The 25,710-nt window shown below is 68.7% G+C and carries 29 protein-coding genes; 13 read left to right on the forward strand and 16 right to left on the reverse strand.

What is annotated here, in order from left to right:
- Positions 1-136 precede the first annotated feature (136 nt).
- The 5 genes from FVO59_RS06595 to FVO59_RS06615 all read right to left on the reverse strand — a co-directional run bounded on the left by FVO59_RS06595 (position 137) and on the right by FVO59_RS06615 (position 5,499).
- The gene (locus FVO59_RS06595) at positions 137-355 is read right to left on the reverse strand and encodes a helix-turn-helix domain-containing protein (protein ID WP_182255880.1); all 219 of its coding nucleotides are present in this window, start codon (positions 353-355) and stop codon (positions 137-139) included.
- On the reverse strand, positions 355-840 hold the full coding sequence (locus tag FVO59_RS06600; protein ID WP_182255882.1) for a DUF2975 domain-containing protein: 486 nt from the start codon (positions 838-840) through the stop codon (positions 355-357). Before FVO59_RS06600 ends, FVO59_RS06595 begins: the two co-directional genes overlap by 1 nt.
- 243 nt (positions 841-1,083) lie before the next feature.
- On the reverse strand, positions 1,084-2,640 hold the full coding sequence (locus FVO59_RS06605; protein ID WP_182255884.1) for an SDR family oxidoreductase: 1,557 nt from the start codon (positions 2,638-2,640) through the stop codon (positions 1,084-1,086).
- A 253-nt stretch (positions 2,641-2,893) separates the two neighbouring features.
- Positions 2,894-5,071: a malate synthase G gene (locus FVO59_RS06610; protein WP_182255886.1), complete on the reverse strand. Its 2,178-nt coding sequence runs from the start codon at positions 5,069-5,071 to the stop codon at positions 2,894-2,896.
- On the reverse strand, positions 5,068-5,499 hold the full coding sequence (locus tag FVO59_RS06615) for a GlcG/HbpS family heme-binding protein (protein WP_182255888.1): 432 nt from the start codon (positions 5,497-5,499) through the stop codon (positions 5,068-5,070). Before FVO59_RS06615 ends, FVO59_RS06610 begins: the two co-directional genes overlap by 4 nt.
- Positions 5,500-5,578: 79 nt before the next feature.
- Between FVO59_RS06615 and FVO59_RS06620 the strand changes: the two genes are divergently transcribed.
- The 3 genes from FVO59_RS06620 (at position 5,579) to FVO59_RS06630 (ending at position 8,715) form a co-directional block, all read left to right on the forward strand.
- Complete coding sequence (locus FVO59_RS06620; RefSeq protein ID WP_182255890.1) at positions 5,579-6,397, forward strand: IclR family transcriptional regulator; 819 nt, start codon at positions 5,579-5,581, stop codon at positions 6,395-6,397.
- A 69-nt stretch (positions 6,398-6,466) separates the two neighbouring features.
- A complete protein-coding gene (locus FVO59_RS06625; RefSeq protein ID WP_182255892.1) occupies positions 6,467-7,045 on the forward strand; it encodes a PadR family transcriptional regulator in 579 nt (192 codons plus the stop codon).
- A gap of 23 nt (positions 7,046-7,068) precedes the next feature.
- Entirely contained in the window at positions 7,069-8,715 is a 1,647-nt protein-coding gene (locus tag FVO59_RS06630) for an ABC1 kinase family protein (protein ID WP_259363480.1), read from the forward strand.
- A 96-nt stretch (positions 8,716-8,811) separates the two neighbouring features.
- On the opposite strand, the gene FVO59_RS06635 is transcribed toward FVO59_RS06630, so the two are convergent.
- From FVO59_RS06635 to FVO59_RS06650, 4 genes are all read right to left on the reverse strand, one after another.
- Positions 8,812-10,242: an MFS transporter gene (locus FVO59_RS06635; protein WP_259363481.1), complete on the reverse strand. Its 1,431-nt coding sequence runs from the start codon at positions 10,240-10,242 to the stop codon at positions 8,812-8,814.
- A 32-nt stretch (positions 10,243-10,274) separates the two neighbouring features.
- Positions 10,275-10,544 (reverse strand): YHS domain-containing protein, encoded by a 270-nt coding sequence (locus tag FVO59_RS06640; RefSeq protein ID WP_182255894.1) that lies wholly within the window; start codon positions 10,542-10,544, stop codon positions 10,275-10,277.
- Between the two features lie 145 nt (positions 10,545-10,689).
- A complete protein-coding gene (locus FVO59_RS06645; protein ID WP_182255896.1) occupies positions 10,690-11,685 on the reverse strand; it encodes a CNNM domain-containing protein in 996 nt (331 codons plus the stop codon).
- Positions 11,682-13,106, reverse strand: a complete 1,425-nt coding sequence (locus tag FVO59_RS06650) for a hemolysin family protein (RefSeq protein ID WP_182255898.1) — start codon at positions 13,104-13,106, stop codon at positions 11,682-11,684. The genes FVO59_RS06645 and FVO59_RS06650 overlap by 4 nt, the downstream gene beginning before the upstream one ends.
- 277 nt (positions 13,107-13,383) lie before the next feature.
- Here FVO59_RS06650 and FVO59_RS06655 point away from each other — a divergent pair, with 277 nt between their 5' ends.
- The 8 genes from FVO59_RS06655 to FVO59_RS06690 all read left to right on the forward strand — a co-directional run bounded on the left by FVO59_RS06655 (position 13,384) and on the right by FVO59_RS06690 (position 20,422).
- Positions 13,384-14,697 (forward strand): extracellular solute-binding protein, encoded by a 1,314-nt coding sequence (locus FVO59_RS06655; protein ID WP_182255900.1) that lies wholly within the window; start codon positions 13,384-13,386, stop codon positions 14,695-14,697.
- 72 nt (positions 14,698-14,769) lie between these two features.
- Positions 14,770-15,681, forward strand: a complete 912-nt coding sequence (locus FVO59_RS06660; RefSeq protein WP_182255902.1) for a carbohydrate ABC transporter permease — start codon at positions 14,770-14,772, stop codon at positions 15,679-15,681.
- A 5-nt stretch (positions 15,682-15,686) separates the two neighbouring features.
- On the forward strand, positions 15,687-16,562 hold the full coding sequence (locus FVO59_RS06665) for a carbohydrate ABC transporter permease (RefSeq protein ID WP_182255904.1): 876 nt from the start codon (positions 15,687-15,689) through the stop codon (positions 16,560-16,562).
- Positions 16,563-16,588: 26 nt separating this feature from the next.
- Positions 16,589-17,293, forward strand: a complete 705-nt coding sequence (locus FVO59_RS06670) for a GntR family transcriptional regulator (protein ID WP_182255906.1) — start codon at positions 16,589-16,591, stop codon at positions 17,291-17,293.
- 29 nt (positions 17,294-17,322) lie between these two features.
- Complete coding sequence (locus FVO59_RS06675; RefSeq protein WP_182255908.1) at positions 17,323-18,024, forward strand: N-acetylmannosamine-6-phosphate 2-epimerase; 702 nt, start codon at positions 17,323-17,325, stop codon at positions 18,022-18,024.
- A 59-nt stretch (positions 18,025-18,083) separates the two neighbouring features.
- Entirely contained in the window at positions 18,084-19,010 is a 927-nt protein-coding gene (locus tag FVO59_RS06680; RefSeq protein WP_182255910.1) for a BadF/BadG/BcrA/BcrD ATPase family protein, read from the forward strand.
- A gap of 67 nt (positions 19,011-19,077) precedes the next feature.
- A complete protein-coding gene (locus FVO59_RS06685; protein ID WP_182255912.1) occupies positions 19,078-19,440 on the forward strand; it encodes an ArsR/SmtB family transcription factor in 363 nt (120 codons plus the stop codon).
- Between the two features lies 1 nt (position 19,441).
- Positions 19,442-20,422, forward strand: coding sequence for an SRPBCC family protein (locus FVO59_RS06690; RefSeq protein WP_182255914.1), 981 nt, complete (start codon positions 19,442-19,444; stop codon positions 20,420-20,422).
- Between the two features lie 101 nt (positions 20,423-20,523).
- On the opposite strand, the gene FVO59_RS06695 is transcribed toward FVO59_RS06690, so the two are convergent.
- Entirely contained in the window at positions 20,524-20,907 is a 384-nt protein-coding gene (locus FVO59_RS06695) for a DoxX family protein (protein WP_182255916.1), read from the reverse strand.
- A 142-nt stretch (positions 20,908-21,049) separates the two neighbouring features.
- On the opposite strand from FVO59_RS06695, the gene FVO59_RS06700 reads away from it, so the two are divergent.
- Entirely contained in the window at positions 21,050-21,493 is a 444-nt protein-coding gene (locus FVO59_RS06700; RefSeq protein ID WP_182255918.1) for a DUF1801 domain-containing protein, read from the forward strand.
- Between the two features lie 32 nt (positions 21,494-21,525).
- Here the strand turns inward: FVO59_RS06700 and FVO59_RS06705 are convergent, their stop codons facing one another.
- Both FVO59_RS06705 and FVO59_RS06710 read right to left on the reverse strand, forming a co-directional pair.
- A complete protein-coding gene (locus FVO59_RS06705; RefSeq protein ID WP_182255920.1) occupies positions 21,526-21,825 on the reverse strand; it encodes a DUF503 domain-containing protein in 300 nt (99 codons plus the stop codon).
- A gap of 27 nt (positions 21,826-21,852) precedes the next feature.
- Complete coding sequence (locus FVO59_RS06710; RefSeq protein WP_182255922.1) at positions 21,853-22,587, reverse strand: ribonuclease H family protein; 735 nt, start codon at positions 22,585-22,587, stop codon at positions 21,853-21,855.
- A gap of 54 nt (positions 22,588-22,641) precedes the next feature.
- Between FVO59_RS06710 and FVO59_RS06715 the strand changes: the two genes are divergently transcribed.
- Positions 22,642-22,953, forward strand: coding sequence for a hypothetical protein (locus FVO59_RS06715; protein WP_182255924.1), 312 nt, complete (start codon positions 22,642-22,644; stop codon positions 22,951-22,953).
- A gap of 109 nt (positions 22,954-23,062) precedes the next feature.
- Here the strand turns inward: FVO59_RS06715 and FVO59_RS06720 are convergent, their stop codons facing one another.
- From FVO59_RS06720 to FVO59_RS06735, 4 genes are read right to left on the reverse strand one after another with little or no spacing between them, the layout of a single operon-like run.
- A complete protein-coding gene (locus FVO59_RS06720) occupies positions 23,063-23,275 on the reverse strand; it encodes a hypothetical protein (RefSeq protein ID WP_182255926.1) in 213 nt (70 codons plus the stop codon).
- Between the two features lie 17 nt (positions 23,276-23,292).
- Positions 23,293-24,195 (reverse strand): VOC family protein, encoded by a 903-nt coding sequence (locus tag FVO59_RS06725; protein WP_182255928.1) that lies wholly within the window; start codon positions 24,193-24,195, stop codon positions 23,293-23,295.
- A 17-nt stretch (positions 24,196-24,212) separates the two neighbouring features.
- Positions 24,213-24,650 (reverse strand): protealysin inhibitor emfourin, encoded by a 438-nt coding sequence (locus FVO59_RS06730; RefSeq protein WP_182255931.1) that lies wholly within the window; start codon positions 24,648-24,650, stop codon positions 24,213-24,215.
- On the reverse strand, positions 24,625-25,704 hold the full coding sequence (locus FVO59_RS06735; protein ID WP_182255932.1) for a M4 family metallopeptidase: 1,080 nt from the start codon (positions 25,702-25,704) through the stop codon (positions 24,625-24,627). Before FVO59_RS06735 ends, FVO59_RS06730 begins: the two co-directional genes overlap by 26 nt.
- Between the last annotated feature and the right edge of the window lie 6 nt (positions 25,705-25,710).

Consider the following 25,710-nt stretch of genomic DNA (forward strand, 5'->3'; position numbering starts at 1 on the left):
GCAGACGGATGCCCGTTGACAAGCGGCGGCCTCGGGACTGATCATCCGGCCGCTCGCGAAGACAGGAGAACACGCGAGAACAGGACGAATGCCGTGAAATGGTCCTGTTCTCGCGTGTTCTCCTGTTCTCGAACGCTCAGCGGTCGGCCTCGTCGGGCTCCCAGCGCAGCAGATCGCCGGGTTGGCACTCGAGCGCCTCGCACAGGGCATCCAGCGTGGTGAAGCGCACGGCCTTCGCCCGACCGTTCTTCAGCACGGCCAGGTTCGTCGGGGTGATGCCGATGCGTTCGGCGAGCTCTCCGACGCCCATCTTGCGGCGGGCGAGCATCACGTCGATGTCGACGATCACGGGCATCAGATCACCTCGCCCAGCTCGTCGCGCAGCGTGCGCGCCTCGACTTCGCGCTCGATCGCCTGGCGCAGCAGCGCCTTCATCACGACCACGAGCAGTGCGAAGCCGGCGAGCACCAGTCCCGCGCCGGCGATGAGAGCGACCGCTCCCGGAGCGATCTCGCCCGGAGCGAGCAGCGCCGCCAGGGAGAACGCAAGCAGTGCGGCCGCGACGATGGTGCCGATGATCACGTTCACGCAGCGGAACGACGAGGTCTGGAAGATCGATCCGTGCCGCACGCGGGTCAGCAGCATCCAGACGCAGACGGCGAACACCTGCATGCTGAGCACGCCGAGTGCCGCGATGCTCACCAGCACGATGCGGCCCCACAGTACCTCGCTCTCGAGATCGCGCCAGACGGCGGGAAGGATCATGACCTGCACGATGAGCGAGCCCGCCAGCGCGAGCGCGATCACGACCTTCAGAAGCAGGATGGTTCCGTTTCGCATGCCCGGCCTTTCGTTGATTGACGATAAGAATCTATCGTTAATCGTTCGATTGCACCAGCGCTGTCGGACGGTTGGTTCGCGAGAACAGGCCGTTCTGCGAGACCAGGACGGATGCCGGAGTTTCGGCCTGTTCTGGCGAACCGGCCTGTTCTGGCGAACCGGCCTGTTCTGGCCAACCGGCCTGTTCCGGCGAGGGCGGATGCCGTGCCGCGTGCTTCGCATGGTGGGAGACCCCTGGGCAGATCAGCCCGAGCGCTCGGCCTCGGCCGTGATCCGGGCCGCCATGCCCGCGAAGATGAAGCCGTGGAACGGCAGCACCGCGAGCCAGTACAGCCGGCCGGTGAGACCCCGGGGGAAGAACACCGCGCGCTGCTCGTAGCGGGTGCCGCCGGCATCCGGAATCGCCCGCAGCTCGAGCCACGCTGAACCCGGCACGATCATCTCGGCCCGCAGTCGCAGCAGCCCGCCCCGCGAGCCCGACTCGAGCACCAGCGGCTCCTCGACGGCCTCGACCCGCCAGAAGTCCACCGCATCGCCCGGACGCACGCGCGAGCGGCTGCGGCGACCGCGGCGCAGCCCGACGCCGCCGATCACGCGATCCATCACGCCGCGCACCGCCCACAGGAACCGCGACGAGTACCAGCCGTTCTCGCCGCCGATGCCCGTGATCACACGCCATACCTCGGTGACCGGGGCGGTCGTGTGAACCGACCGCTCGTCGGTGAACACGGTGCGCCCCGCCCAGTCGGGGTCGCTCGGCAGCGGAGCGCTCGGAGCACCAGAGACCTCGGCATCTTGCCAGCTGGTCTCGACGCCGTCGGCATCCACCCGTCCGAGCGCGAGCGCGACCGCCCGCCGATACGGCGTCAGCCCTCCCTCCGGCTGCGGGATCAGCTCGTCGATCGCGTGATTCTTCATGACGCACTCGTTCTGCAGCGACTCGACCAGCGGCCGCGCGATCGAACGAGGCACCGGCGTCACGAGGTTCACCCAGTGCGATGCGAGCCGCGGTGTCAGCACCGGCAGCGCCGCGATCGCACGCTGCGGCAGACCCGCCTCGACGGCGTAGCCGTTCATCATCTGGCCGTAGCGCAGCACATCGGGGCCGCCGATGTCGACGGCGGTGCTCATCGACTCGTCGACCCTCGCCGACCCGAGCAGGTAGTGCAGCACGTCGCGGATCGCGATCGGCTGGATCCGGTTGCGCACCCACTTCGGGGCGGGCATGTACGGCAGCACGTCGGTGAGATGGCGGATCATCTCGAACGACGCCGACCCCGACCCGATGACGACCCCGGCCTGCAGCACCAGCGTGGGCACGCCCGATGAGAGGAGGATCTCGCCGACCCGCACCCGCGACCGCAGATGCGGCGACAGGTCGGCGTCGTCCGGATGCAGCCCGCCGAGGTACACGATTCGGCTCGCGCCGGCCGCGGCCGCGGCAGCCGCCACCGACTGCGCGGCGTCGGCGTCCTGATCTTCGAAGTGCCTGCCGCCTCCCATCGAGTGCACCAGGTAGTAGACGACGTCGACGTCGCGCATGGCCGCGGTCACGGCATCCCGGTCCTGCGCCTCGCCCTCGACGATCTCGACATCGCGACCCCACCCGAACGACTCCGCTCGCGCCGCGTCGCGTGCGAGCACGCGCACCCGGTATCCGGCGTTCAGCAGACGAGGCGTCAGTCGCCCGCCGATGTACCCGGTCGCGCCGAGCACCAGCGCACGGGGCGCCGTGCCGTCGTCGCGGGGGATGGCGCGAAGCGCCGGTTCGCGCCCGGTCGGGGCGGTGAGCTCGCTCATGCGTCGAGAGTAGGGCGGATGCCTCGGTCGGCCGAAAGGGTTGACGCGGGCGGCCCGGGTCTGTCAGCCGCTTCCTCTGGTCGTGGTCCCTCGGGTGCGGCCGGTCAGCGAGAACAGGACTGTTGTCGAGGACAGGACGGATGCCGGGTATCCGGCCTGTCCTGGCGAAACAGCCTGATCTCGAGCGGACGCGCGCCCGGGAACTGACAAGAAAAGGGGGTGGATGCCGCAGCATCCACCCCCAGAACCGGACTCAGGCCGACGCCTGCTCGGCCTTCTTCTCGCGGCGCAGGCCGTGCAGCAGCGGCTCGGTGTAGCCGCTGGGCTGCGCGGCGCCCTCGACGATCAGGCGGCGGGCCGCGGTGAACGCGATGCCGGGCTTCTCTCCATCGGCGAAGGCGAGCTTCTCGTAGTTGGGGTCGCCGGCGTTCTGCTCGTCGACCACGACCGCCAGGCGGCGCAGGCTGTCATCGATCTGCTCTTCGGTGATCACGCCGTGCTGCAGCCAGTTGGCGAGCAGCTGGCTCGAGATGCGCAGGGTCGCGCGATCTTCCATCAGGCCGACGTCGTGGATGTCGGGCACCTTCGAGACGCCGATGCCCTGGTCGATCCAGCGCACCACGTACCCGAGGATCGACTGCACGTTGTTGTCGATCTCCTGCGCGACGACCTCGGGGGTCAGGTCGCCCTCGCCCGCGAGCGGCGGAACGAGCAGCGCGTCCAGGGCCTCCTCGCCGACGGGCGGCAGCGACGCGCGCACGACCATCGGGTCGACCTGGTGGTAGTGCAGGGCGTGCAGGGTTCCGGCGGTGGGCGACGGCACCCAGGCGGTGGATGCCCCGGACTTCGGGTGCGCGATCTTCTTCTCGAGCATGTCGTGCATGAGGTCGGGCTCGGCCCACATGCCCTTGCCGATCTGCGCGTGTCCGCCGAGACCGGCCTCGAGGCCGATGGCGACGTTGCGGTCTTCGTAGGCCTTCATGAACGGCTGCTGCTTGATCAGCGCCTTCGGCAGGAAGGGCCCCGCGTGCATGGAGGTGTGGATCTCGTCGCCGGTGCGGTCGAGGAATCCGGTGTTGATGAACGCGACGCGGTCGGATGCCGCTGCGATCGCGGCCTTGAGGTTGGCCGAGGTGCGGCGCTCCTCGTCCATGATGCCCACCTTCAGGGTGCGCGCCGGAAGGCCCAGCAGCTGCTCGGCGCGGCTGAACAGCTCGACGGCGAACGCGACCTCTTCGGGTCCGTGCATCTTCGGCTTCACGATGTACATCGAGCCGGTGCGCGAGTTGCTTCCCCTGTTCGGTCCCTCGAGCTCGGGCAGCGATCCGAGCGAGGTCATGATCGCGTCGAGGATGCCCTCGAACACCTCCTCGCCGTTGCGGTCGAGCACGGCGGGCGTGCGCATGAGGTGACCGACGTTGCGGATGAACAGCACCGCACGACCGGGCAGGGTGATCTCTCCGCCGTCGGCGGTGCGGTAGGTGCGGTCGGCGCTGGGCACGCGGGTGAACGTGCGGCCGTTCTTGGTGACCGACTCGCTGATGGTGCCGTCCATGAATGCACGCCAGTTGCGGTAGCCGAGGGCCTTGTCCTCGCCGTCGACGGCCGCGACCGAGTCCTCCAGGTCGAGGATCGTCGTGATGGCCGACTCGAGGACGATGTCCTGCACGCCGGCGGCGTCGGTGGCGCCGATGCGCGCGGAGCGGTCGATGACGATCTCGGCGTGCAGGCCGTGGTGCACGAGAAGCACGCCGGCGGGGGCATCCGCGTCTCCGGTGTAGCCGACGAACCCGGTGGCGTCGGCCAGGCGGCGGTCGCCGTCTGCGGTGCGGACGATCAGACCGTCGCCGTCGACGGCGTAGCCGGTGGCGTCGCGGTGCGAGCCCTCGGTGAGCGGTGCGATCTGGTCGAGCAGCTCGCGGCCGCGCTCGACGACGGCCGCGGCGCGGGTGAGATTGAACTCCTTGCCCGGCGCGAGGTCTCCTGACTGGTCGATCGCGTCGGTGCCGTACAGCGCGTCGTACAGCGAGCCCCATCGGGCGTTGGCGGCGTTGATCGCGAAGCGGGCGTTCAGCAGCGGCACGACCAGCTGAGGTCCGGCCATCGTGGCGATCTCCGGGTCGACGTTCTCGGTGGTCACCGACACGCTCTCGGGAACCGGAACCAGGTACCCGATCTCGGTGAGCAGCGCGCGGTAGGCGTCTTTGTCGGGCGTACCGGGGTTGGCTCGGTGGAACTCGTCGATCTTCTGCTGCAGCTCGTCGCGCTTCGCAAGCAGCTCTGCATTGCGGGGCCCGAGGTCGTGGATGATCGCACTGGCGCCGGCCCAGAACTCGTCGATGTCACGCCCGTTCTCGGCGAGCGCCGCCTCGGCGAACTCGACGATAGGGGCGGCGACCGAGAGATCGGCGCGACTGAGGTGCGAGGTCATAGTTCCATTCCTTCTGTTCGAGCGCCGATCCGGCGCAGGGTCTCCAAGGCGATCTCCGCGTCCTGTGCGGGTGTGCCTCCGGCGACACCGAGGCCGCCGGCGTGCTGATCGCCGAAGTAGATGGGGAGGCCGCCGTCGATCGTCGTGAGCAGGCCGCCCGTGCCGAGCGGCAGCGCTACGGCGACCGCTTCGGGGATGAGCGCGGTGCGACGACGGGTGGATGCCGCGGTCGCGGCCTTGCGGCGGCTGGTCTCGACGCTGTGAGGGGTCGCGCCGTCGGCCATGCCGAACGAGATCACCGTCATCGACGGGTCGGCCACCGCCACCACGGGGCGCACGCCGCGCTCGGCGCCGATCTGCATGGCGAGCGCGACCGCCTGTGCCGCTGTGGCATAGGTGATGGCGACGATCTGGCGTGTGTTCGTCATGTCATTCCCCTCCAAAAGTGCAGTACCAGATTAGGTAAGAGTGCATCTTTCGGAGCGGCGATTTCATATGATGGAACTCATGGAGGGAACAGCTGCAAACCCAGGCCGGAGCACACCCCAGCCCGGCGCGACGCCGGCCGGAACGGTGCAGTCGGTGGCGCGTGCCTTCTCGCTGCTCGAGGCTCTGGCGGCATCAGGAGGCGAGGCGTCGCTGGCATCGATCGCCGGGCGCACCGGACTCGCCGTGCCGACCGCGCATCGCCTGCTCGGCACGCTCAACCATCTCGGCTACGTGCGTCAGCTCGAAGACCGCAGGTACGCTCTCGGCGCGAGTCTCATCTCCCTCGGCAGGCACGCCGTGCCGCCGCTCGCCGATGCCGCCCTGCCCCTGCTTCGCCGGCTCGAGGACCAGTTCCACGAGACGGCGAACTTCGCCGTGCTCGACGGCGACCTCGTGCTGTACGCCGGCCAGGTGGCATCCCGCCAGCGCATGCGCATGTTCACCGAGATCGGGCGACGAGTGCTGCCGCACTCGACTGGTGTGGGGAAGGCGATGCTCTCGACCATGCCCGAGCGTCAGGTGCGCGCACTGATCACCCGCACAGGACTGCCCCGCTTCACCCCGCAGACGATCACCGACGAAGAGGCGTTCATCGCCGACCTGCGCCGTGCACGCGGACGCGGCTTCGCGGCCGATGACAGCGAGCAGGAGGTCGGCGTGCGCTGCATCGCCGTCTCGGTGCGCGGCCTCGGTCAGCCGGCTGCCGTCTCGGTGTCGGGCCCGGCTGCGCGCATCACCGACGCCACCGTGGTCGAGGTCGTGCAGGCGCTGCGCGAGGCTGCGGAGGAGCTGGCCGAGCTCGCGGCCGAGCGCGGGGTGGCGGGCGACGCGAGCTGATTCGCACCCTCTTGCCGAACGACTGTCAACGACATATCGTTAACCATCGTTCAGCAACAGGAGGTCATCATGAACGGATCGTTCCCCTCCAGTGGGTTCACCTTCGGCTCCAGCAACGGCGCGGGTAATCCGCTCGCGGGCGTCTGGGAGGCGGTCGAGCAGTTGCGCAGCGGCTTCGAGCAGCGCACCGGCGGCTCGCGCATGGCCCGCGGCGATGTGCGTGCGGCGGTCATCTCGCTGCTCGCCGAGCGTCCGATGCACGGCTACCAGATCATCAGCGAGATCAGCGAGCGCTCCGGCGGCGCCTGGAAGCCCAGCGCCGGCTCGGTCTACCCGACTCTGCAGCTGCTCGCAGACGAGGGCGTGATCACCGCCGCGGAGCAGGGCGGGCGCAAGACGTACTCGCTGACGGATTCCGGGATCGCAGAGTCCGAGGACCTCGCAGCCAAGCCCGCTCCGTGGGAGAGTCTCGGTCAGCGCGGCAGCGGTGGATCCAGCCACCTCACCGCTCTGCCGAAGGCGGGGATGGAACTCGCCAGTGCGGCCGCGCAGCTGGGCCGCACCGGCACGCCCGAGCAGGTGAAGGAGGGCGTCGAGATCCTCGAGGACGCCCGGCGTAGGCTGTACGCGATCCTCGCCGAGGGGTGATCCCGCCAGAAGGAGGGTCGGGCGTGCACCGATCTCGCTACCGCCGCATCCTGCGCTTCGCCGCGCGGGCGTTCGCGCAGATCTGGTGGTTCGAGCTCGTGCTGCCGCGCCTCGGGTTCGCTCGCGTGGCCGACCGAACGCGGGATGCCCGGATGCTGCGGCTCGCGCGCCGCTTCAGGGCGCTCGCCGTCGAGCTCGGCGGGCTGATGATCAAGGTCGGGCAGTTCATGTCGTCGCGTCTCGACGTGCTGCCGCCCGAGATCACGGCCGAACTCGCGGGGCTCCAGGACGAGGTTCCGGCGGAGCGGTTCGACGACATCCGCACCGCCGCCGAGGCCGAGCTCGGGATGCCCCTGTCGCACGCGTTCGCGTCCTTCGACCCGGTGCCTGTGGCGGCGGCATCCCTGGGCCAGGCCCACCGCGCCACCCTCACCGCGACCGACGCGGCCGACACCGGCCTCGACCGTGTGATCGTGAAGGTGCAGCGGCCGGGGATCGACGAGATCGTCGCGGTCGACCTCGCCGCCCTGCGCCGGGTGGCGCGCTGGGCGCAGCGGGTGCGCGCCGTGGCCTCCCGCGTCGATGCGCCCGCGCTCGTCGAGGAGTTCGCCGCGACCTGTCGCGAGGAGATCGACTACCTGCACGAGGCGGCGAGCGCAGAGCGCTTCGCCGAGGACTTCGCGGCGGATGCCAGGGTGGCTTCGCCCGCAGTCGTCTGGGAGCGATCAACCCGCCGCGTGCTCACGCTCGAAGACGTCACGGCGATCAAGATCAACGACACGGCGGCGCTGCGCGCGGCCGGGATCGACCCCGCCGAGGTCGCTCAGGTGTTCGCGCAGGTCATGCTCGACCAGGTGTTCACGCATTCGTTCGTGCACGCAGACCCGCACCCAGGGAACATCTTCGTCACCCCTGCTGCTGCGGGTGGGCAGTGGCGGCTCACCTTCATCGACTTCGGGATGATGGCCGAGGTGCCAGACGGCATCCGGGCGGGCCTGCGCACCCTGGTGATCGCCGTCGCCTCCCGTGACAGCCACGGCCTCATCGTCGCAGCGCAGCAGATCGGCGTGCTGCTGCCGGCGACAGACACCGCCGAGCTCGAGCGGGCCCTCACCGTGCTCTTCGCGCGGTTCGGCGGGATGGGCTTCAACGAGCTTCGCGATGTCGACCCTCGCGAGCTGCAGAAGTTCGGCATGGAGTTCGGCGAGACCGTGCGCGCGCTGCCCGTGCAGTTCCCCGAGAAGCTGCTGCTGCTTCTGCGCGCCGTGTCGCTCACCTCGGGCATGTGCAGTTCGCTCGATCCCGCGTTCAACATCTGGGAGCCCGTCGAGCCGTACGCGACCAAGTTGCTGCGCGACGAGAGCGGCAACCTGATGCAGGACCTCGGTGCGCAGACGATGGCCAACGCGTCGACACTGTGGCGCCTGCCCGCCCGCGTCGATGCGGCGCTCAACAGGCTCGACTCCGGGTCGCTGACCTTCGACATCTCGAGCCTCGAGAATCGGCTCGACAGGATCATCCGGGTCGCGTATCGCGCGGTGTCGGCTGTGCTGTTCGGCGGGATGCTGATCGGAGGCGTGCTGCTGCTGGGTCCGGCGCCAGGGCTGGGCGTGACCCTGATGTGCGCGTCGGCGGTGCCGCTGCTGCATGCGGTGTTCGGGAAGCGGTGACGCCTGGTCGGGTCTGCATGACGCCGGCGATCCTGGAGGATGCCCGCGGCGCGAGCATCCTCCAGGATCGTGGATCTCTTCACGAGGGTCGGCGATCTATCGGCGCCCGCGGAAGAGGATCATCGTGAGCACGGCTCCCAGCAGAGCGAGCGCGCCCGCGGCGATGAACGCCGCCGAGTATCCCTCGGTGAGCGCCACGGGATCACCCAGCTGCGAGGCGCCGAAGGCCGATGCGATGGCCGAGACGACGGCGAGTCCGACGGCCGATCCCACCTGGTAGCTGGTGTTCACGATGCCCGAGGCGAGCCCGCCCTCCTCGGGCGGTGCGGCCGAGATCGCGGTCTGCAGCGAGGGGATGAAGGCGAGGGCCTGACCGAACGCGACGACGAGCGAGGGCAGGAGCGCATCGACCCAGTAGTCGCCGTCGGGGCTCACGAACGCCATCCATGCGAGTCCGGCGGCGAGGATCAGCAGTCCGCTCACGATCGGGACCTTGGTGCCGAAGGTCGCGATCACTCGCGGTGCCAGCAGGATCATCCCCACCATGATGAGCGTCGTCATCGGCAGCAGCGCGGCCCCTGCGGGGAAGGCGGTGAAGCCCAGCACCTGCTGCAGGTAGAGGTTCAGGAAGAACCACATGGGGATCCACGCCGCTCCGAGCATCACCTGGGCGAGGTTGGCGGCGCCGAGGTCCGGGGAACGGAAGATCGACAGTCGCACGAGCGGCTCGCGTCTGACCCGCTGGATGATCAGGAACAGCACCAGCAGCAGCGCTCCGCCGCCGAGCGCGATCCAGGTCTCGGCGGCTGCCCAGCCGACGACCTCCGACCGCACGATCCCGTACACGAGGGCCGCGAGGCCGACCGTCACCGTGAGGGCGCCGAAGACATCGACCGACCCGCGAGCGCCGACCTTGCCGCCCGGCAGAGCCTTCCACATCACGAGGAGGATGACGGCCGCGATCGGCACGTTGATGAAGAACACCCATGGCCACGACGCGAACTCGGTGATGACCCCGCCGAGGAAGACGCCGGCTGTGCCGCCCGCCGGCGCGGCTGCGCCATAGAACGCCATGGCCTTGGTGAGCTCACGCGGGTTCGAGCCGAAGAGCATCATCAGCATCGTCAGGGCGGCGGGTGCGATGAGCGCCGAACCGGCTCCCTGCAGCACGCGGCCGATCAGCTCGGTGGGCACGTCGCCGGCGAACCCGGCGACGAGCGAGCCGGCTCCCAGCACCATCCAGCCGAGGGCGAACATCCGGCGCGGGCCGAAGAGGTCGGAGAGGCGGCCGCCGAGCAGCAGCAGGCCGGCCAGGGCGATGACATAGGCGTTGAACACCCACGAGAGCGTGTTCGGGGTGAAGCCGAGGTCTGCCTGCATCTCGGGCAGCGCGACTCCGATGATCGATGCGTCCATGATGACCATGAACTGGGCGAGGGCGATGATGGCGAGGCCCCACCACCTGGCACCTCCTCGCCGGGGTGCGGTGATGCTCGCTGTCGCGAGGTCTCTTGTCGAGGATGACACGATGAATCCGTTCTGAGGTCGGTGCGGGTGGGTCACGCCACGTGCGCGGCGTATCTGGCAGGGTCTGCGTCGAATGCCGGCGCGCACCCCGGGCAGCAGAAGTGGGACCGCTGACCCTCGTGATCGCGGAAGAGTCCCGCCGCCTCGGCGACCCTCTTGTCGACGGGAGTGCCGACCATGACCGGGCAGGTGGTCATGTCGGCGGCGCCCGCCAGGAGGTTCGGTCGGTCGCTCGCCGCTGCGGCGGGGTTCGCGGTGCCGGTGCTGCAGCAGCTTCCGGTGCTCGTGATGTCTTCGGTCATGTCGTCGCGTGCCTTTCGTCTCGGGGCCGGGAGGCGGATGCGCCGAGCATCCTTAATACCCCTCGGGGGTACTAAGGATATACCCCCAGGGGGTATTCCCGAAAGAGCGCGCGACGTCGACCGGAACCGCACGACCAGCCGGAGGTCAGGCCGGGAGCACCTCGCGAAGCAGATCATCGAGCGTCACGACGCCCAGCAGGCGCTCGCCGTCCACGACGGTCGCCAGCTGCGCGCGCTCCCGCCGCATCCGCGTCAGTGCGTCGTACGCCGAGATCGACGGCGCCACGACGAGCGCGTCACGCGCGATGGCGTCGGCGAGCGTTCCTGCGGGAACGGTCAGCGTGTCGCGCACATGGGCGACCCGTGCCGAGGGCCCACCGCCCACGAGTATCCGCAGATGGCTGGATGCCGCTGCGGCCGCCTGCACGTCGGCGACCGTCGCCGAGGCGGGAACGGAGGTCGGCACCCGGTCGGTGCGGACGATGTCGCCGACGGTGAGTGCGCTCAGGTCGATGACCTTGGCGATCGGCTCGGAGTACAGCTCTTCGAGCGTTCCCGCAGCCCGTGAGTGGTTCACCAGTTCGCGGATCGTGTCGGCATCCTGACCGCCTGCGGCGGCCTTCTCGACCGGCTCGACGCCCGAGGCCTTCACGAGCCGGTTCGCGATGTGATTGATCCACAGCAGGAACGGACGAAGCGGCCAGGTGAGTGCACGCGCCGCGATGCCGGTCGCCTTCGCCGCAGTCTCAGGGTGCGCGATGGCCCACGACTTCGGTGCCATCTCGCCGATCACGAGATGCAGGAAGGTGACGACGATGAGGGCGATCATGAACGCGGTGACATCCGCGAGCACTGCCGACAGCCCCCATTGTGCGAGCAGCGGCGAGAGGGCGTAGTCGATCGCCGGCTTCGTGATCGCGCCCAGGGCGAAGGTGCAGGCCGTGATGCCGAGCTGCGCGAAGGCGAGCATGACAGTCAGCTCGTTGACGCCGCGAAGCGCGGCGCGTGCCGAGGCGCTGCGCTCGGCCTCCTCCTCCAGGCGGTGCCTGCGAGCGGCGAGCAGCGCGAACTCGACGATCACGAAGAACGCGCTGGCGAGGATCAGTCCGGCCGTGACGATGGTCACCATCCACCAGCTCATGGGGCCACCTCCTCATCCGGGCGGTCCTCCGGGCGGGTTCGTCGCCCGCCTTCCGCGACGGCGGGAGCGTCCGCGCCGGTCTCGTGCAGACGCACGGCCAGGCGGGACGGCACCAGGCGCGCCACCTCCGTGACCTCGACCTCGAGCCAGCGCTCGATCCGGATGCCCTGGATCGTCTCCGCCGCCTTCTCGGGTATGCCGATGCGCAGCCTCGCGCCCTCGGTCGGGAGGTCGCCGTGCTCCCGGATCACCAGGCCCGCGATGGTCTCGTCGTCGTCGCGCGTGAGGTCGTGTCCGATCAGCCGCTCGACCTCGTCGAGGTGCACGTCGCCCGGCAGTGTCCAGTGCCCGTCGCCGACACGCACGACACCCTGCGTGAGCGGGTCGTGCTCGTCGGAGATCTCGCCGATGACCTCCTCGGTGAGATCCTCGAGGGTGAGGATCCCGTCGAAGTTGCCGTACTCGTCGACGACGCACGCGAGCTCGTTCCTCGTCTGGCGCATCCGCTGAACCGCTGCGGGCAGCAGCATCGTGGCGGGCAGCACGACGGCGTCCCTCATGATCGACGAGACCGGTGTGGCGTCATCGTGTTCGCCGCGGAGCACGTCGATGAGCTCGACCACGCCGATCGGAGCGTCCTCGTCGTCGATCACCGGGTAGCGGGTGTGCCCGGTGGCCATGAGCGCGCGCACCGCGCCCACCGTGGTCTCAGGGGGGATCGAGTCGATCTGCGATCGCGGGACCATCGCGTGCTCCACGTCGCGCTGCGGGAAGTCGAGGATGCGATCGATGATCATCGACAGATCGTCGGGAAGGTCACCGCTCGTGCGGGACTCCTCGATGATCGCCTCGAGGTCGCGAGCCGTGGCGCTCTCGTCGACATCCTCGAGCGGTTCGATGCGCACCAGGCGCAGGAGGGCGTTCGCGGCGACGTCGAAGACCGTGATGAGCCATCCGAAGATCATCAGGTAGATGCGGGTGGGCACCGCGAGCGCACGCGCCAGCGGTTCGGGGTTCGCGATGGCGAGGTTCTTGGGGTACAGCTCGCCGAAGATCATGGTGACGACCGTCGCGAGCAGCAGGGCGCCGATCGTGCCGATCGTGATCGACACCGCCGGATCGATGCCGGCGCCGCCCAGCAGCGTGCCGATCGATTCTCCGATGAGCGGCTCGGCGACGTAGCCGATGAGAAGACCCGTCACGGTGATCCCGAGCTGAGCGCCGGACAGCATGAACGAGGTCCGCTTCGTGATCGCCAGGACCCGCTTCGCCTGAGCGTCGCCCTTCTCCGCCTTCGCCGCCATGCGGGAGCGGTCGACCGACATGTACGCGAACTCCTGCGCCACGAAGAAGCCGCACGCGGCGATGATGGCCAGGGTCAGAAGCACTCCGACCAGCAGCGTCAGCACGGCGGGAAGCATCCGGGATCACCCCCTCTCTCAGCGAGGGGGTCGGGAGATCGACCCTCCTGGTCGGTGGAGGTGCGCGGAATGCTCACGGGTGTTCTTTCTGTAGGGCACGGGTGGGCGAGACGAGAGTAGCGAGCGCGCCTATCGCTGGGCTGGGAGTGTCGAGGCAACAAACTGGACCGTACCAATCTTGCAGAATCGCTTGCTTTTCTTGCGAGCGCTGCTATCGTCGTCGAAGTTGGCAACTCAACTGGACCGTACCACTGGAGGTATGATGCGTAGGAAAGCAATGGTGCTCGGCGCGATGGTCGTGTCGACTGCACTGCTGGCGGGCTGTTCAGCCGGCCCCGGTGGCGCCGGCGGCGACGAGGGCTCTGGCGAGGGCACCGTGAAGCTGGTCGCGTGGCCCGGACCCGAGGGCGACGCGATGAAGAAGGTCGTCGATGCGTACAACGCCGATCAGGGCAAGGACGACGGGATCACCGTCGAGCTGACGCTGCTCTCGCGACAGGACACGTTCTCGAAGGAAGCGGCGCTCATGGCGTCGAAATCCTCCGACGTCGACATCTACTTCACGGCGTCGTACAACATCGGTCAGTTCGCCCCGTCGCTCGACCCGCTGACCGACATCGACACATCGGGATACTTCCCGGTCGCCGTCGAGGGTCTGACCTACCAGGACGAGCTGTACGCGCTGCCTCTGGATGTGAGCAACCACTTCCTGCTCTACCGCAAGGACCTCACCGACGCACTGCTGGCAGACCCCGCGGCGCAGGCGGAGTACGAGAAGATCAGCGAATCGGTACTCGGCGAGTCCCGTGCGCCGAAGGACCCGAACGAGTGGGACCTCGATGACTTCAAGGTGGCCGCCGCCTACTTCTCGAAGAGCGAGAACCCCAGCTCGCCGACCGAGTACGGCACGATCCTGCAGGCCAAGAACCTGCTCTACAACACCATGATCTGGAACGACGTGCTGTGGGGCTACGGCGGCAACTGGGAGAAGGACGGCAAGGCCGATCTGACCAGCGACGCGGCCAAGAAGGCCGTCGAGCTCTATGCCGACATCTACACCAACGGCTGGACCTCGCCCGACAGCTCGCAGGCGGAGTTCCCCGAGACGCAGGCTGCTCTGCAGTCGGGTGACACCGCGTTCGCGATGCAGTGGTCTGCGGCCTTCGCGTCGCTGAACGACCCCGCCCAGTCGCCGGACGTGGCGGGCAAGATCGCCATCGCCCCGGTGCCGGGCGGCAAGACCCACGTGCACGCTCTCGCGGTCTCGCTGAACAAGTACAGCGAGAACAAGGGCGCGGCGAAGAAGTTCCTGTCGTTCCTCGCCACCGAAGACGCGACCGCTCAGTATGCGGAGGCAGGCGGCATCCCGGCTGCTCCGGCGGTGCTCGAGGCCAATGCCGATCTCAACCCTGCGTTCGGCAAGGTCGCCGAGACCATCGCGAAGAACGGCTTCTCCGAGCCGGTGTTTCCGCAGACGTTCCAGGCGTACAGCAAGATCGCCGAAGATCTCAGCGGCGCCTGGGTCGGCCAGGCCGACATCGACGAGGCGCTGAAGACCGCCAACGCCACCCTGCAAGAGCTGCTCGGCTGACCGAGCTTCTGAGGGGCGGCGCTCACGGGCCGCCCCTCAGACACCACTCGCTGCACAGAAGTGGAATCACAGATGCCTCACACCGTCGAGCGCTCGAAGTCGATCGCAGCTGAGCGCCGCAAGCGCACTCTGGCCGCGACGATCCTGAGCCTGCCCCTCATCGTCTTCGCCGCTGTCTTCGTCATCTATCCGCTGGCCACCGGTGCGCTCACCGCGTTCCAGAGCAGCACTCTGCTCAACCAGACCAACGACCTCAACGGCATCGACAACTTCATCTCGCTGTTCCGCAGCGACAGCTTCGCCAAGGCGGCCGGCTTCACGATCGGCTTCTCGGCTGTCGTCGTGACGATCGAGATGGTGCTCGGCTTCGGGCTCGCGCTTCTGATGAATCGCATGTTCCCGGGCAAGAAGCTGTTCTTCACCCTGCTGCTGCTGCCGATCATGGTCGCACCCGCGCTGCTCGGCGTGATGTTCCGTCTGCTGCTCAACGGCGACATCGGAGCCCTGCCCGCACTGCTCGAGACGTTCGGTCTCAGCGTGTCGCTGTTCTCTCCCGATTCGGTTGTGCCGCTGCTGGTCGTGCTCGACGTGATCCAGTGGACGCCCTTCACGTTCCTGATCATCTACGCCGGCCTGCAGTCGTTCCCGAAGGAGCTTCTCGAGGCCACCGCGGTCGACGGCGCCGGCTACTTCCGGTCGCTGACGTCTGTCGTCGTTCCGGTTCTCAAGCCCGTGCTGTTCGCGGCGTTCTTCCTTCGCGCGATCGACGCGATCCGCACGTTCGACGTGATCTACGTGCTGACCGCCGGCGGGCCGGGCACGAGCACCACGACCATCAGCATCTTCATCTACAAGACGGCATTCGAAGCAGGCGACTTCGGCAAGGCGGCGGCAGCCGCCCTGGTCGTGCTCCTCGTGCTCATCCCGTTCGTGCCGTTCATCGTGCGGCGCATCTCGTCGACTGGAATGGAGGCCAAGAAGTGAGCGTCTTGGCACAGAACTCGACCCGGGCCATCACGACCGGCTCGAACCACCGCACTCCGGCACGCGGCCGGATCGGCTGGCTGTTCACCGCCGTCGCCGGGCTCATCGCCCTGCTCGTCAACGTGCCGCTGCTGAACGCGGCGCTGGTCAGCTTCAAGCCCGACGGCGAGATCGCGGCCGACCCGATCGGCCTGCCGGATTCCCCCACGCTCGACCACTACGCGAACGTGCTGTACGCATCGGGCTATGACTTCCCGCGGTTCTTCGTGAACTCGGCGATGATCGCCGTCGGCACCGTGCTGGTCGTGCTGGTCGTCGCCGTCCCTGCCACGTACGCCATCGTCCGGCTCGGGTTCGGGGGACGATGGATCATCAGCAGCGCGTCCGGTCTGAGACTGCTTCCTGCGATCTTCTTCGTGGTGCCCTTCTTCATCCTGTTCTCGACGCTGGGACTGGCCGACACGATCCCCGGCCTCGTCGCGGCCAACACGTTCCTCAATCTGCCGCTGGCGATCATCCTGCTCTCGTCGGCGCTCAGCGACATACCGCACGAGATCGAAGAGGCCGCAGCCGTCGACGGGGCCACCATCTACCGCACTCTCGGGTCGATCGTGCTGCCGTTGCTGGCGCCCACGATGGTCGCCGTGGCTGTGCTGGTGTTCATCTTCAGCTGGAACGACTACCTGTTCGCGCTGGTGCTGTCGACCTCCGACGCCACGCCCGTCACGCTCGGCGCCGCGAACTTCATCACCAGCACCGGCATCCGGTGGGGAGACATCTCAGCAGCATCCGTGCTCTCGACCCTGCCACCGTTGCTCTTCGCTGTTTTCGCACAGCGATACCTTGTCAGTGGCCTGTCCTCCGGCGCGGTCAAGGGATGACGGGTGACAGCAGGAAGGGCACGATCATGGCGCACAAATACGAGCAGGTCGCGGCGAGCATCCGGGAATCCATCGCACAGTCTCTCGCCCCGCACGACGCTCTCGCGTCTGAGCGAGAGCTGATGGCCATCCACGGGGTCAGCCGGATGACCGTGCGCAAGGCCATCTCGGTGCTCGTCGACGAGGGCCGGGTCTACAACATCCACGGCTCGGGCACCTACGTCGGATCGGCCGACATCTTCTCGAAGACGCCGAAGCTGACGTCCTTCACAGAAGACATGATCAGTCGCGGCTCGGCTCCCTCGTCGCGGGTGCTGGGAGTGGCGCGCATCGTCGCGCCGGACAACGTCGCAGCCGCGTTGCATCTCGAGCCAGGTGCCGAGGTGACGCAGGTCCGCCGCCTCCGTCTCGCCGACGACACGCCCATCGCCCTCGAGGAGGTGCATCTGCCCACCGCGGTGCTCGAGACCGACTCCCTCAACCTGGGCGCGTCGCTCTACGAGCAACTCCGCTCGGCCGGCTTCGAGGTCTTCCGAGCCGAACAGGAGATCCAGGCCATCACTTTGTCTCACGTCGACAGCGACCTGCTGGGCGTGCCGCAGGGGTCGGCGGCGCTCTCGGTGACGCGGGTCAGCTCGTCTCGTCGCGGACAGCTGATCGAGTTCGCCCGCACCACCTACCGGGCCGACCGGTACACCTTCCAGCTGGTCGTCACTCGCGATGACAAGTGACGCCTCGTCGCACCGATAGAAAGTCCCAGATGCTCCCCACCCTGCGCGGTCGCCTGATCGTCTCCTGTCAGGCCTATCCCGGCGAACCGCTCCGTCACCCCGACACGATGGCACGCATCGCCCAGTCCGCCGTCATCGGCGGAGCCGCCGCGATCCGCTCCCAGGGTCTCGACGACATCCGGGCGATCGCCCGTGCCGTGAGCGTGCCGCAGATCGGCCTCTGGAAGGTCGACGCCGAAGGGGTGTTCATCACCCCGACTCTGGATCATGCCATCGCCGTCGCAGAAGCAGGCGCGCAGGTCGTCGCCCTCGACGGTACGCGAAGGGAACGACCTGACGGCCGCACTCTGCAGCAGACGATCCGCGAGCTCAAGCAGCGCGTCGACGTACTGGTGATGGCCGATGCCGGCGGCGTCGATGACGCGCTCGCGGCCGAGGACGCCGGCGCCGACATCGTCGGAACCACCCTCGCCGGCTACACCGGCGACCGACCGCGCACCGACGGACCCGACCTCGAGCTCGTGCGAACGCTCGCCGCGCGACTCAGTGCGCCGCTGTTCGCCGAGGGACGCATCCACACCCCGGCGGATGCCCGTGCCGCCCTCGACGCGGGAGCGTACTCCGTGGTGGTCGGCACCGCGATCACCCATCCCGCCTCGATCACGTCGTGGTACGTCGACGCGCTCGCCGAGGCACGTCGCGCCCGCGCCGACGCACAGCCGCAGGACTGATCGGACGTGTCGTCCGAGCGCGCAGCCGCGCTGACGACACCTTCGTGGAAAGGAATCACGTGGTCGACTTCGCCATCGACATCGGCCAGACGCAGGCTCGCATCCGTCCTCTGGGGGCAGGCGGCCCGCTAGGCGAGATCAGGGTCGACGGCTTCGCCTATGGAGCCGACCTTCTCGACACGATCGCACGCATCGCCGACACCGCGGCCGAACGGATCGGGGCAGACGTCGTCTCTGCCGTCGCCGTGGGAAGCACCGGTCTGTACGGCCGCGTGCCGCCGATCGACGATCTGCTGGCTCGTCTGCACGACCGCTTCGGCGCGCGGAACGTCGTCGTCGCCGACGATGCGGTGACGGCCTATCTCGGCGCGCGCGGAGACAGCGATGGCGTCGTGGTCGCCGCCGGAACGGGCATGGTCGGGTTGGGGCGTGGACCCGCCGGGGCTGTCCGAGTTGATGGCGCGGGCGGGATGATCGGCGACGAAGGTGCCGGATGGTGGATCGGCAGGCAGGGGCTCATCGCGGCGATCAGCGCGACCGACGGACGTCTGCCCGCTTCACCCGCGTTGCTCGCCAGGCTGGAGAAGCGCTTCGGCGCGGTCGAGGAGTTTCCGGCCCGGCTGGCGGCTGAGGCCGCGCCGGTCGCGGTCGTCGCCTCATTCGCCAGGGACGTCGCCGACGTCGCGCGCGAGGGTGATGCCGTCTCGGCTGAGATCTGGCGACGAGCAGGCGAGCACATCGGTGGTGTGATCGCGGCGGCCGCGGCGCGCGCCGGGCTGGGTGATGGCGCGCCGTGGGCGCTGATCGGGCGCCTGACGGCTGCAGATGACCTGCTTCAGCCGGGGCTGGAAGCCCGGCTCGCAGAGCTTCTGCCGCACGGCATCCGCGCCGACGCGATCGGCGAGCCGCTCGACGGCGTCGCCCGTCTGCTCAACGTCGACACTGCAGGGTACGGGCCGATGGTTCGTGAGGTGTCGATGCGCTGACCCCTGGCGAGTTCTCTGGCCAGAAAGTTCTTGACACGCGCATCCGCTCGGCATAACGTACAACCAAATGGTTGTACAAACAGAACTCAGCGAAGCGGAGATCGACCGTGTGTTCCATGCACTCGCGATCTCGACCCGGCGGGACATCCTCCGCCGGACGATCGAGCGCGAGCAATCCGTCTCCACCCTCGCGAGCGACTACGAGATGTCGTTCGCGGCGGTGCAGAAGCATGTCGCCGTCCTCGAAGAGGCCGGCCTCATCGTCAAGCGCGCCGAGGGACGCGAGCGGCTCGTCCGCGCGAACCCCGAGATGATCGCCCGTGCGCGGGCGCTTCTCGCCCGATACGAAGAGCTCTGGCGAGCACGCATCGCCCGACTCGACGACCTGCTGGCAGAGCCGGCATCCGACAACTCCAACGAAGGAATGTGAAATGCCTGTCACCGACATCATCACCGACCACGAGAACCTGACGATGACCGTCGTCGCCGACCTCGCGGCGCCCATCGAGCGGGTCTGGGGCGTGTACGCCGACCCCGAGCAGCTCGGCCGCTTCTGGGGCCCTCCCGGCTGGCCGGCGACCTTCACCTCGTGGAACCACGAGGTCGGCGGCCGCGCCACCTACACGATGCACGGCCCGCGCGGTGAGAAGTCCTCTGGCTACTGGGAGTTCCTCGCCATCGAGCAGCCGCACCGGTTCGAGGTGCTCGACGGCTTCAGCGACGAGCAGGGCAACCCCAACGAGGACTTCCCCGCGATGCGAATGGAGTTCACCTTCGAGTCGACCCCCGACGGAACCCGGATGCGGAACACCAGCCACTTCGTCTCTCTCGAGGCGCTCGAGCAGATCGTCGCCATGGGCGCCGTCGAGGGCACGCGCATGGCGATGGCGCAGCTGGATGCCGTGCTGCAGGACCTGCGCGACTACGCGCAGGGCAAGGGCACCGAGGTCGAGCTGCTCGACGACACGCATGTGCGCATCACCCGCCTGGTCGAGGGATCGCGCGACCTGGTCTGGCGAGCCCACACCGAGCCCGAGCTGATCAAGCGGTGGATGCTCGGACCCGACGGCTGGGAGATGACCGTCTGCGAGGTCGGGCTCAAGGCCGGCGACCGGTACCGCAACGAGTGGGCGCCGGTAGGCGACACCGAGGGCGAGCCCTTCGGCTTCGAGGGAGAGGTGCTGCTCGTCGACGCCCCGCGCCGTGCCGTGCAGCTCGAGCGGATGTCGGGAACCGAGGGCCCCGACGTGCTCAACGACGTCAACCTCTACGAGGAGGACGGCGCGACGCTCATCACCGTGCTGATGGAGTTTCCCGACAAGGAGACCCGCGACATGATCCTCGCCACCGGCATGGCCGACGGCATGGAGGCCTCGTACCAGCGCCTCGAGGGCTCGGTGCTCACGGTCTGAGCGGTCACGACTCAGGAACCGGTCGGTCCGTGTGCGGATCGGCCGGTTCCTGCTGTTCGGAGGACGGGTCTCGGGAGTTGTGAACGCCGCGGCGGGCTGACTCAGCCGCGCCGGGTGCTCCAGAGCGCCAGCAGCACGAGCACCGGCTGGAAGAACAGCCGTGCGAAGCGCTTCATGTCGGTGTCGAGTCCGAACCCGTCGCGGCGGTGGGTCCACTGCGACACGTTGCCGGGGAAGATCGCGATGAAGAACAGCGCGGTCAGGACGCCCACCAGTCGACGTCGACGCCAGGCGAACAGCAGTGCCGTGCCCAGGCCGACCTCCACCACCCCGGATGCCACGACCGTGGCATCCGGGTCGAGCGGAACCCAGTCGGGAACCTGCGCCTGGAACTCACGGCGTGCGACGGTCAGATGGCTGACTCCGGCGAAGGTGAGGAAGCCGCCGAGGGCGACGCGAGCGAGTGTGCGAGCGGTGCCGGTCATGCCCCGATGGTACGCGCGGGAGAGGCGGGGCGGCCCTGGACGGCATCCGACGGGAGCCGATCAGGAATCGAGAAGCCGAGGTCGAGCCTGCTGGCTATCGTGGACGACGACCGCACCGCATCACACGGAGAGGGGCAGCGCCATGACCGGCAGAACAGGGGACTCGGGGTTCTCGGCGCAGGAGCGCGCGGCCATGAAGGCCAGGAACGCCGAGCTGAAAGCCGAGGCGAGACGCGAGAAGGACGCGCAGAAGGCCGCGGCCGATGCGGAGGACGTGCGCGCCAAGATCGCGTCCATGCCAGACGGAGACCGCGAGATGGCTGAGCGCCTGCACGCCCTGGTGGCCGCGGTCGCGCCAGACCTCGCACCCAAGCTCTACTACGGCCAGCCCGGGTACGCCCGCGGCGGGAAGGTCGTGGTGTTCTTCCGCAGCGGGCAACAGGACAAGCTTCGCTACTCGACGTTCGGGCTCAGCCCCGAAGCCGCGCTAGACGAATCCGACGGCCTCTGGCCCACCTCGTACGCGCTCATCGACCCGACGGACGCCGCCTGGAAGCAGATCGAAGACATCGTGCGCCGCGCGTGACTGAGAGCGTCGACCCGAAGGCGTGACTCGCCTCATCCGTCGCTGCTGGAATGCAGGCCTCGCCGGGCGGAGAGCAGGGTGATCTCAGGATGCCGCTCCACCAGCATCCGCTCCGCCTGATCCAGCACGTCGCGGACGTGGGATGCGTGGGTCGCGACCACCGAGACGCCGATCAGGGTGCGCCGGTGCAGATCCTGCGCCCCGACCTCAGCGGCAGCCGCCTCGGTGCGATGACTGAGGTCGGCGATGATCGGCCGGATGACGCCGCGCTTCTGCTTAAGCGAGTGCACATCGCCGAGGAGAAGGTCGAACTCGATCCATCCGATCCACATGCCGCCAGTGTGGCATGTCCTGAGGGGTCAGATCAGGCGCCGCAGGGCGTCTTCGAGCGAGATGCCCTGCGCGTCGGCGCGGTCGCGCAGCCGCGCGTGCTCGGCCGCGGTGAGAGAGACGGTGAGCTCGATCGGGGCGGATGCTCCCGACTCGTCGAGCCCGTCGAGAAGATCGGCAGGCTCGGCCCAGAGGACAGCGGTGTCACGCCGCAGCTCCACTCGCTCGGCCTCCGGAGCGGACGCCGCAGCCGACGCGGAGACGGCCATGGCACCGGCGAGGGCGGCGCCGCCATCGGCGGCAGAGACGAACCCCGGGCCGCGCCGCGGCTCCTGCTTCTGCTGGTACGCCTTCGCCGCGGCGTTCGCCCGCTCGTCGGCGGCTTCGTTGAGCGGATGCCCGGCGTGCCCCTTCACCCACGAGAACTCGACGTCGCGTCCGCGCATCGCCTCGTCGATGCCCTCCAGCAGGTCGCGGTTGAGCACCGGCGCGCCGTCGGCCTTGCGCCAGCCGCGACGCTTCCATCCGGGCATCCACTTGGTGACGGAGTCGATGACGTATCGCGAGTCGCACTCGATCACGATCTTCTCGTCGATGCCGGCGGTTGCGCGCAGCAGCTCGAGCACCGCCTGGAGCTCGCCCTGATTGTTCGTGCCGTGCGGTGAGCCGCCTGCGGCCCAGCGGTCGTCGTCGATGTACCAGGCCCAGCCGTTCGGACCCGGATTGCCGAGGGCGGAGCCGTCGGCGGCGGCGGTGATCGTCATCCTTCCACCGTAGGGCGTCGGTGCGACACCGACCGCAGCCGGTACGCTCGACGGGTGACCGGACTGGCCCTGAAGACCGTGATCATCGTGGTCGTGATCGCGCTGATCGTGATCGTCATCGCGCGGATGTTCCACCGGCCGGCCCCGGGCAAGAGCCTCTCGAAGGGCGCACCGGCTCAGCGCATGCCGCTGCTGGTCTGGCTGGGGGCGGCTGTGCTTCTCGCGGCCGGATTCTTCCTCGCCCTCGTCTCGTTCACCTCGCGCTACACCGAAGACCTGCTGCCGATGCGCATCGCCGCCGTCGTAGCGCTGCTCGCGGGAGGCGCGGTGCTGTTCTTCGCGTCGCGGCGAGCTCGAAAGCGCTGACCGCAGCGTTCGGGCGGACAACGCGCGCATCGGCGGAACCCCGCGCGGGATCGGTCCTCCCGAGCGCGGTTTCTCCTCCCGAGCGTGATGGGTGCGGGTGCCCGGCCTGCTACTCGCCCGCGTCGGCGACGTCCGCCGCCTCCGGAGCCGGCGCCTCGACCGGGAAGACCACCGTGGAGTACTGCGCGCTCAGCCCGACGTCCATCGGATCGATCGATGGCGCCTCGTCGAGCCGCTCGCTCGGATTCGTCTCATCGAGGGGTTCGCCCGGCAGCGATGCCCATGCGCTGGGCTCCTGCGGCTTCTGCGTGAACAGTCCCATGTGTGCTCCCTCCGAGCTCAGAAGTCGGTGATGACCAGCTTCTTCATGCCGAGCATCCGCTCATACGCCCCCGGCTTCGCCAGCAGCTCGCCGATGTTCTCGGGCACGATCTGCCAGCTCACCCCGTAACGGTCGACCAGCCAGCCGCACTGCTCGGCCTCGGGCACGGCCGACAGGGCTTGCCACAGCCGATCGATCTCGGCCTGATCCGCGCAGCGCACCTCCAGCGAGACGCCGGGTGTGAAACCGAACTGGTGCTCGACGTTCGAGTCCATGAACGAGAACCACTGCTCGCCGACCCGGAACTCGCCGAACATGACGCTGCCGGCTGCTGCGGTTCCCGAGGCCTCGGGGTACTCGACGACCGTGCCGTATGCGGCGTCGTCGAGCAGCGACAGATAGAACTCGGTCGCCTCGCGAGCCTTGTTCTGCGCATCGCCCGAGAACATGATCTGAGTGATCACGAACGGACGAGGCTCCCCCTTCGGATCGGTCAGCATCAGCTGCCAGCTCACCCCGTACCTGTCCTGCACCCAGCCGTAGAGGGGGCTGAACGGGTACTCGCCGAGCGGCATGAGGGCCTGCCCGCCGTCAGAGAGGGCGGCCCAGGTCTTCTCAAGGGATGCGCGGGCGGCGTCCTGATCGCCGTCGAACAGCAGCGGGTCGAAGTTGAGCATGAACGAGATCGACGGCGTCGGGCGGAACGTGTCGTCCGAGTTGATCATCGTGATGCGGAAGCCGGCCACGTCGAGGTCGACGACCACCGGCTCGCCCTCAAGACCCTTCTGGAAGTCGGGGACCTCCTCCGGGTAGCGCATCGTGACGCGCGCGCTCGTCCACGGCAGCGCCTCGCTGTAGAAATCGCCTGCCTCACCCGCGTTGCGGGCGAACCAGAGGTTGGGAACGATCTTCTGTGTCATATCCACTCCATCGTGTGTCAGCGTCTCGGTCGGTGGTTCTCGGCGCCAGTGCCGGGGTCCGCGTGAGTGCCGGGGTCGGCCTGGGGGCCGGGGTCGGTCTGAGTGCCGGGGTCGGTCTGAGTGCCGGGGTCCGCGTCGCGGACCGCGTCGACCAGCTCCCGCCACGCGCCCTCGAGCCGCGCGTCGGGAACGACCTGCTCGAGCTGCTCGTCGCGCACCCGCACGTGGATGCTCCACACATAGCGGTCGGCGCCACGGGCATCCGGATCCAGTCGCTCGTCCCAGGGGCAGCGCTCGACCAGTTCGAGCCATGTCGGCGCCTGCTCGGGTGCCGGCTCGGCGCGCCAGCGCCGGCGGAGCCCGGCGATGCCTCCGGTGCGCACGACGGCGATGACGATGCGATCCTGCGCATCGTCCGATCCCGCGTCGTCAGCGGGGGTCTCGTACTCGTGCATCCTCGATCACTCCGACCGCGATCCACGCGTCGCGGACCGCTGATTCCACGGTAGCCCCGATCTCGGCCGCAGCGGCGATCGTCTTCTGAGCGAAGTCCGTGAACCCGGCGGTCGACGAGAGGCCCCCGGTCAGTGCGCGGTACCAGGCGAGTCCCGCGCCTTCCCAGGCGTGACCCCCGATCGTGCGCGCGGCCAGCGCGAACGCGCGATTCGGGATGCCCGAGTTGATGTGCACGCCGCCGTTGTCCTCCGCGGTCTGCACGTAGTCGTCCATGTGCGCGGGCTGAGGGTCTCTGCCGAGCTCGTCGTCGTCGTACGCGGTGCCGGGCTCGAGCATCGAACGAAGGGCGCGGCCCTGCACGGCATCCGTGAAGATGCCCTCGCCGACCAGCCACGACGCCTGATCCGCCGTCTGGCCCAGCAGGTGCTGCTCGGTGAGGGCGCCGAGCACATCGGCGATCGACTCGTTCAGCGCGCCGGACTGATCGCGGTACACGAGCCCGGCTGTGCTCTGGATGACACCGTGACCGAGCTCGTGCCCGATCACCGACACCGAGCGGGTGAAGCCGACGAACACCTCGCCGTCGCCGTCTCCGAACACCATGCGAGAGCCGTCCCAGAACGCGTTGTCGTAGTCCTCGCCGTAGTGCACGGTGGCGTTCAGCGGTGCACCCGCACCGTCGAGCGAGTCTCGCTCGAACGCCTCGAGCAGCAGCCGGAACGTCGCGCCCAGCCCGTCGAAGGCCTCGTTCACCGTGGCGTCGTCCACCGGCGCATCGTCTTCGGTGCGCACGATCAGCCCGGGCAGGGTCTCGGTGTTCTGCGCGTCGAAGATCGTGCGCGTGGGAGCCGCGGTCACCTCGGCGACCAGCGCTCCGTTCTCGTCGATCGACAGCTCGAGCGTGGAATGGAAGGCGGGGCGCCCCGCGATGAGCGTCTGCCGTGCGGCCTCGGCGGCGCGCGGATAGCGCTCGGATCTCGCCAGGCGCGCCAGCAGGTAGCCGGGCACGATGCCCTGGTGAACAGACGTGTACGCAGCTTCTCCGGTGCTCATGTGCCG

This window comes from Microbacterium esteraromaticum (genome assembly GCF_014084045.1).
Lineage (GTDB): Bacteria > Actinomycetota > Actinomycetes > Actinomycetales > Microbacteriaceae > Microbacterium > Microbacterium esteraromaticum_D.

Excerpts from the sequence above, each read along its gene's own strand:
- FVO59_RS06595 (WP_182255880.1), bottom strand. The coding sequence starts at position 355 with ATGCCCGTGATCGTCGACATCGACGTGATGCTCGCCCGCCGCAAGATG.
- FVO59_RS06600 (WP_182255882.1), bottom strand. The coding sequence starts at position 840 with ATGCGAAACGGAACCATCCTGCTTCTGAAGGTCGTGATCGCGCTCGCG.
- FVO59_RS06605 (WP_182255884.1), bottom strand. The coding sequence starts at position 2,640 with ATGAGCGAGCTCACCGCCCCGACCGGGCGCGAACCGGCGCTTCGCGCC.
- FVO59_RS06610 (WP_182255886.1), bottom strand. The coding sequence starts at position 5,071 with ATGACCTCGCACCTCAGTCGCGCCGATCTCTCGGTCGCCGCCCCTATC.
- FVO59_RS06615 (WP_182255888.1), bottom strand. The coding sequence starts at position 5,499 with ATGACGAACACACGCCAGATCGTCGCCATCACCTATGCCACAGCGGCA.
- FVO59_RS06620 (WP_182255890.1), top strand. The coding sequence starts at position 5,579 with ATGGAGGGAACAGCTGCAAACCCAGGCCGGAGCACACCCCAGCCCGGC.
- FVO59_RS06625 (WP_182255892.1), top strand. The coding sequence starts at position 6,467 with ATGAACGGATCGTTCCCCTCCAGTGGGTTCACCTTCGGCTCCAGCAAC.
- FVO59_RS06640 (WP_182255894.1), bottom strand. The coding sequence starts at position 10,544 with ATGACCGAAGACATCACGAGCACCGGAAGCTGCTGCAGCACCGGCACC.
- FVO59_RS06645 (WP_182255896.1), bottom strand. The coding sequence starts at position 11,685 with ATGAGCTGGTGGATGGTGACCATCGTCACGGCCGGACTGATCCTCGCC.
- FVO59_RS06650 (WP_182255898.1), bottom strand. The coding sequence starts at position 13,106 with ATGCTTCCCGCCGTGCTGACGCTGCTGGTCGGAGTGCTTCTGACCCTG.
- FVO59_RS06655 (WP_182255900.1), top strand. The coding sequence starts at position 13,384 with ATGGTGCTCGGCGCGATGGTCGTGTCGACTGCACTGCTGGCGGGCTGT.
- FVO59_RS06660 (WP_182255902.1), top strand. The coding sequence starts at position 14,770 with ATGCCTCACACCGTCGAGCGCTCGAAGTCGATCGCAGCTGAGCGCCGC.
- FVO59_RS06670 (WP_182255906.1), top strand. The coding sequence starts at position 16,589 with ATGGCGCACAAATACGAGCAGGTCGCGGCGAGCATCCGGGAATCCATC.
- FVO59_RS06675 (WP_182255908.1), top strand. The coding sequence starts at position 17,323 with ATGCTCCCCACCCTGCGCGGTCGCCTGATCGTCTCCTGTCAGGCCTAT.
- FVO59_RS06685 (WP_182255912.1), top strand. The coding sequence starts at position 19,078 with ATGGTTGTACAAACAGAACTCAGCGAAGCGGAGATCGACCGTGTGTTC.
- FVO59_RS06690 (WP_182255914.1), top strand. The coding sequence starts at position 19,442 with ATGCCTGTCACCGACATCATCACCGACCACGAGAACCTGACGATGACC.
- FVO59_RS06695 (WP_182255916.1), bottom strand. The coding sequence starts at position 20,907 with ATGACCGGCACCGCTCGCACACTCGCTCGCGTCGCCCTCGGCGGCTTC.
- FVO59_RS06700 (WP_182255918.1), top strand. The coding sequence starts at position 21,050 with ATGACCGGCAGAACAGGGGACTCGGGGTTCTCGGCGCAGGAGCGCGCG.
- FVO59_RS06705 (WP_182255920.1), bottom strand. The coding sequence starts at position 21,825 with ATGTGGATCGGATGGATCGAGTTCGACCTTCTCCTCGGCGATGTGCAC.
- FVO59_RS06710 (WP_182255922.1), bottom strand. The coding sequence starts at position 22,587 with ATGACGATCACCGCCGCCGCCGACGGCTCCGCCCTCGGCAATCCGGGT.
- FVO59_RS06720 (WP_182255926.1), bottom strand. The coding sequence starts at position 23,275 with ATGGGACTGTTCACGCAGAAGCCGCAGGAGCCCAGCGCATGGGCATCG.
- FVO59_RS06725 (WP_182255928.1), bottom strand. The coding sequence starts at position 24,195 with ATGACACAGAAGATCGTTCCCAACCTCTGGTTCGCCCGCAACGCGGGT.
- FVO59_RS06730 (WP_182255931.1), bottom strand. The coding sequence starts at position 24,650 with ATGCACGAGTACGAGACCCCCGCTGACGACGCGGGATCGGACGATGCG.
- FVO59_RS06735 (WP_182255932.1), bottom strand. The coding sequence starts at position 25,704 with ATGAGCACCGGAGAAGCTGCGTACACGTCTGTTCACCAGGGCATCGTG.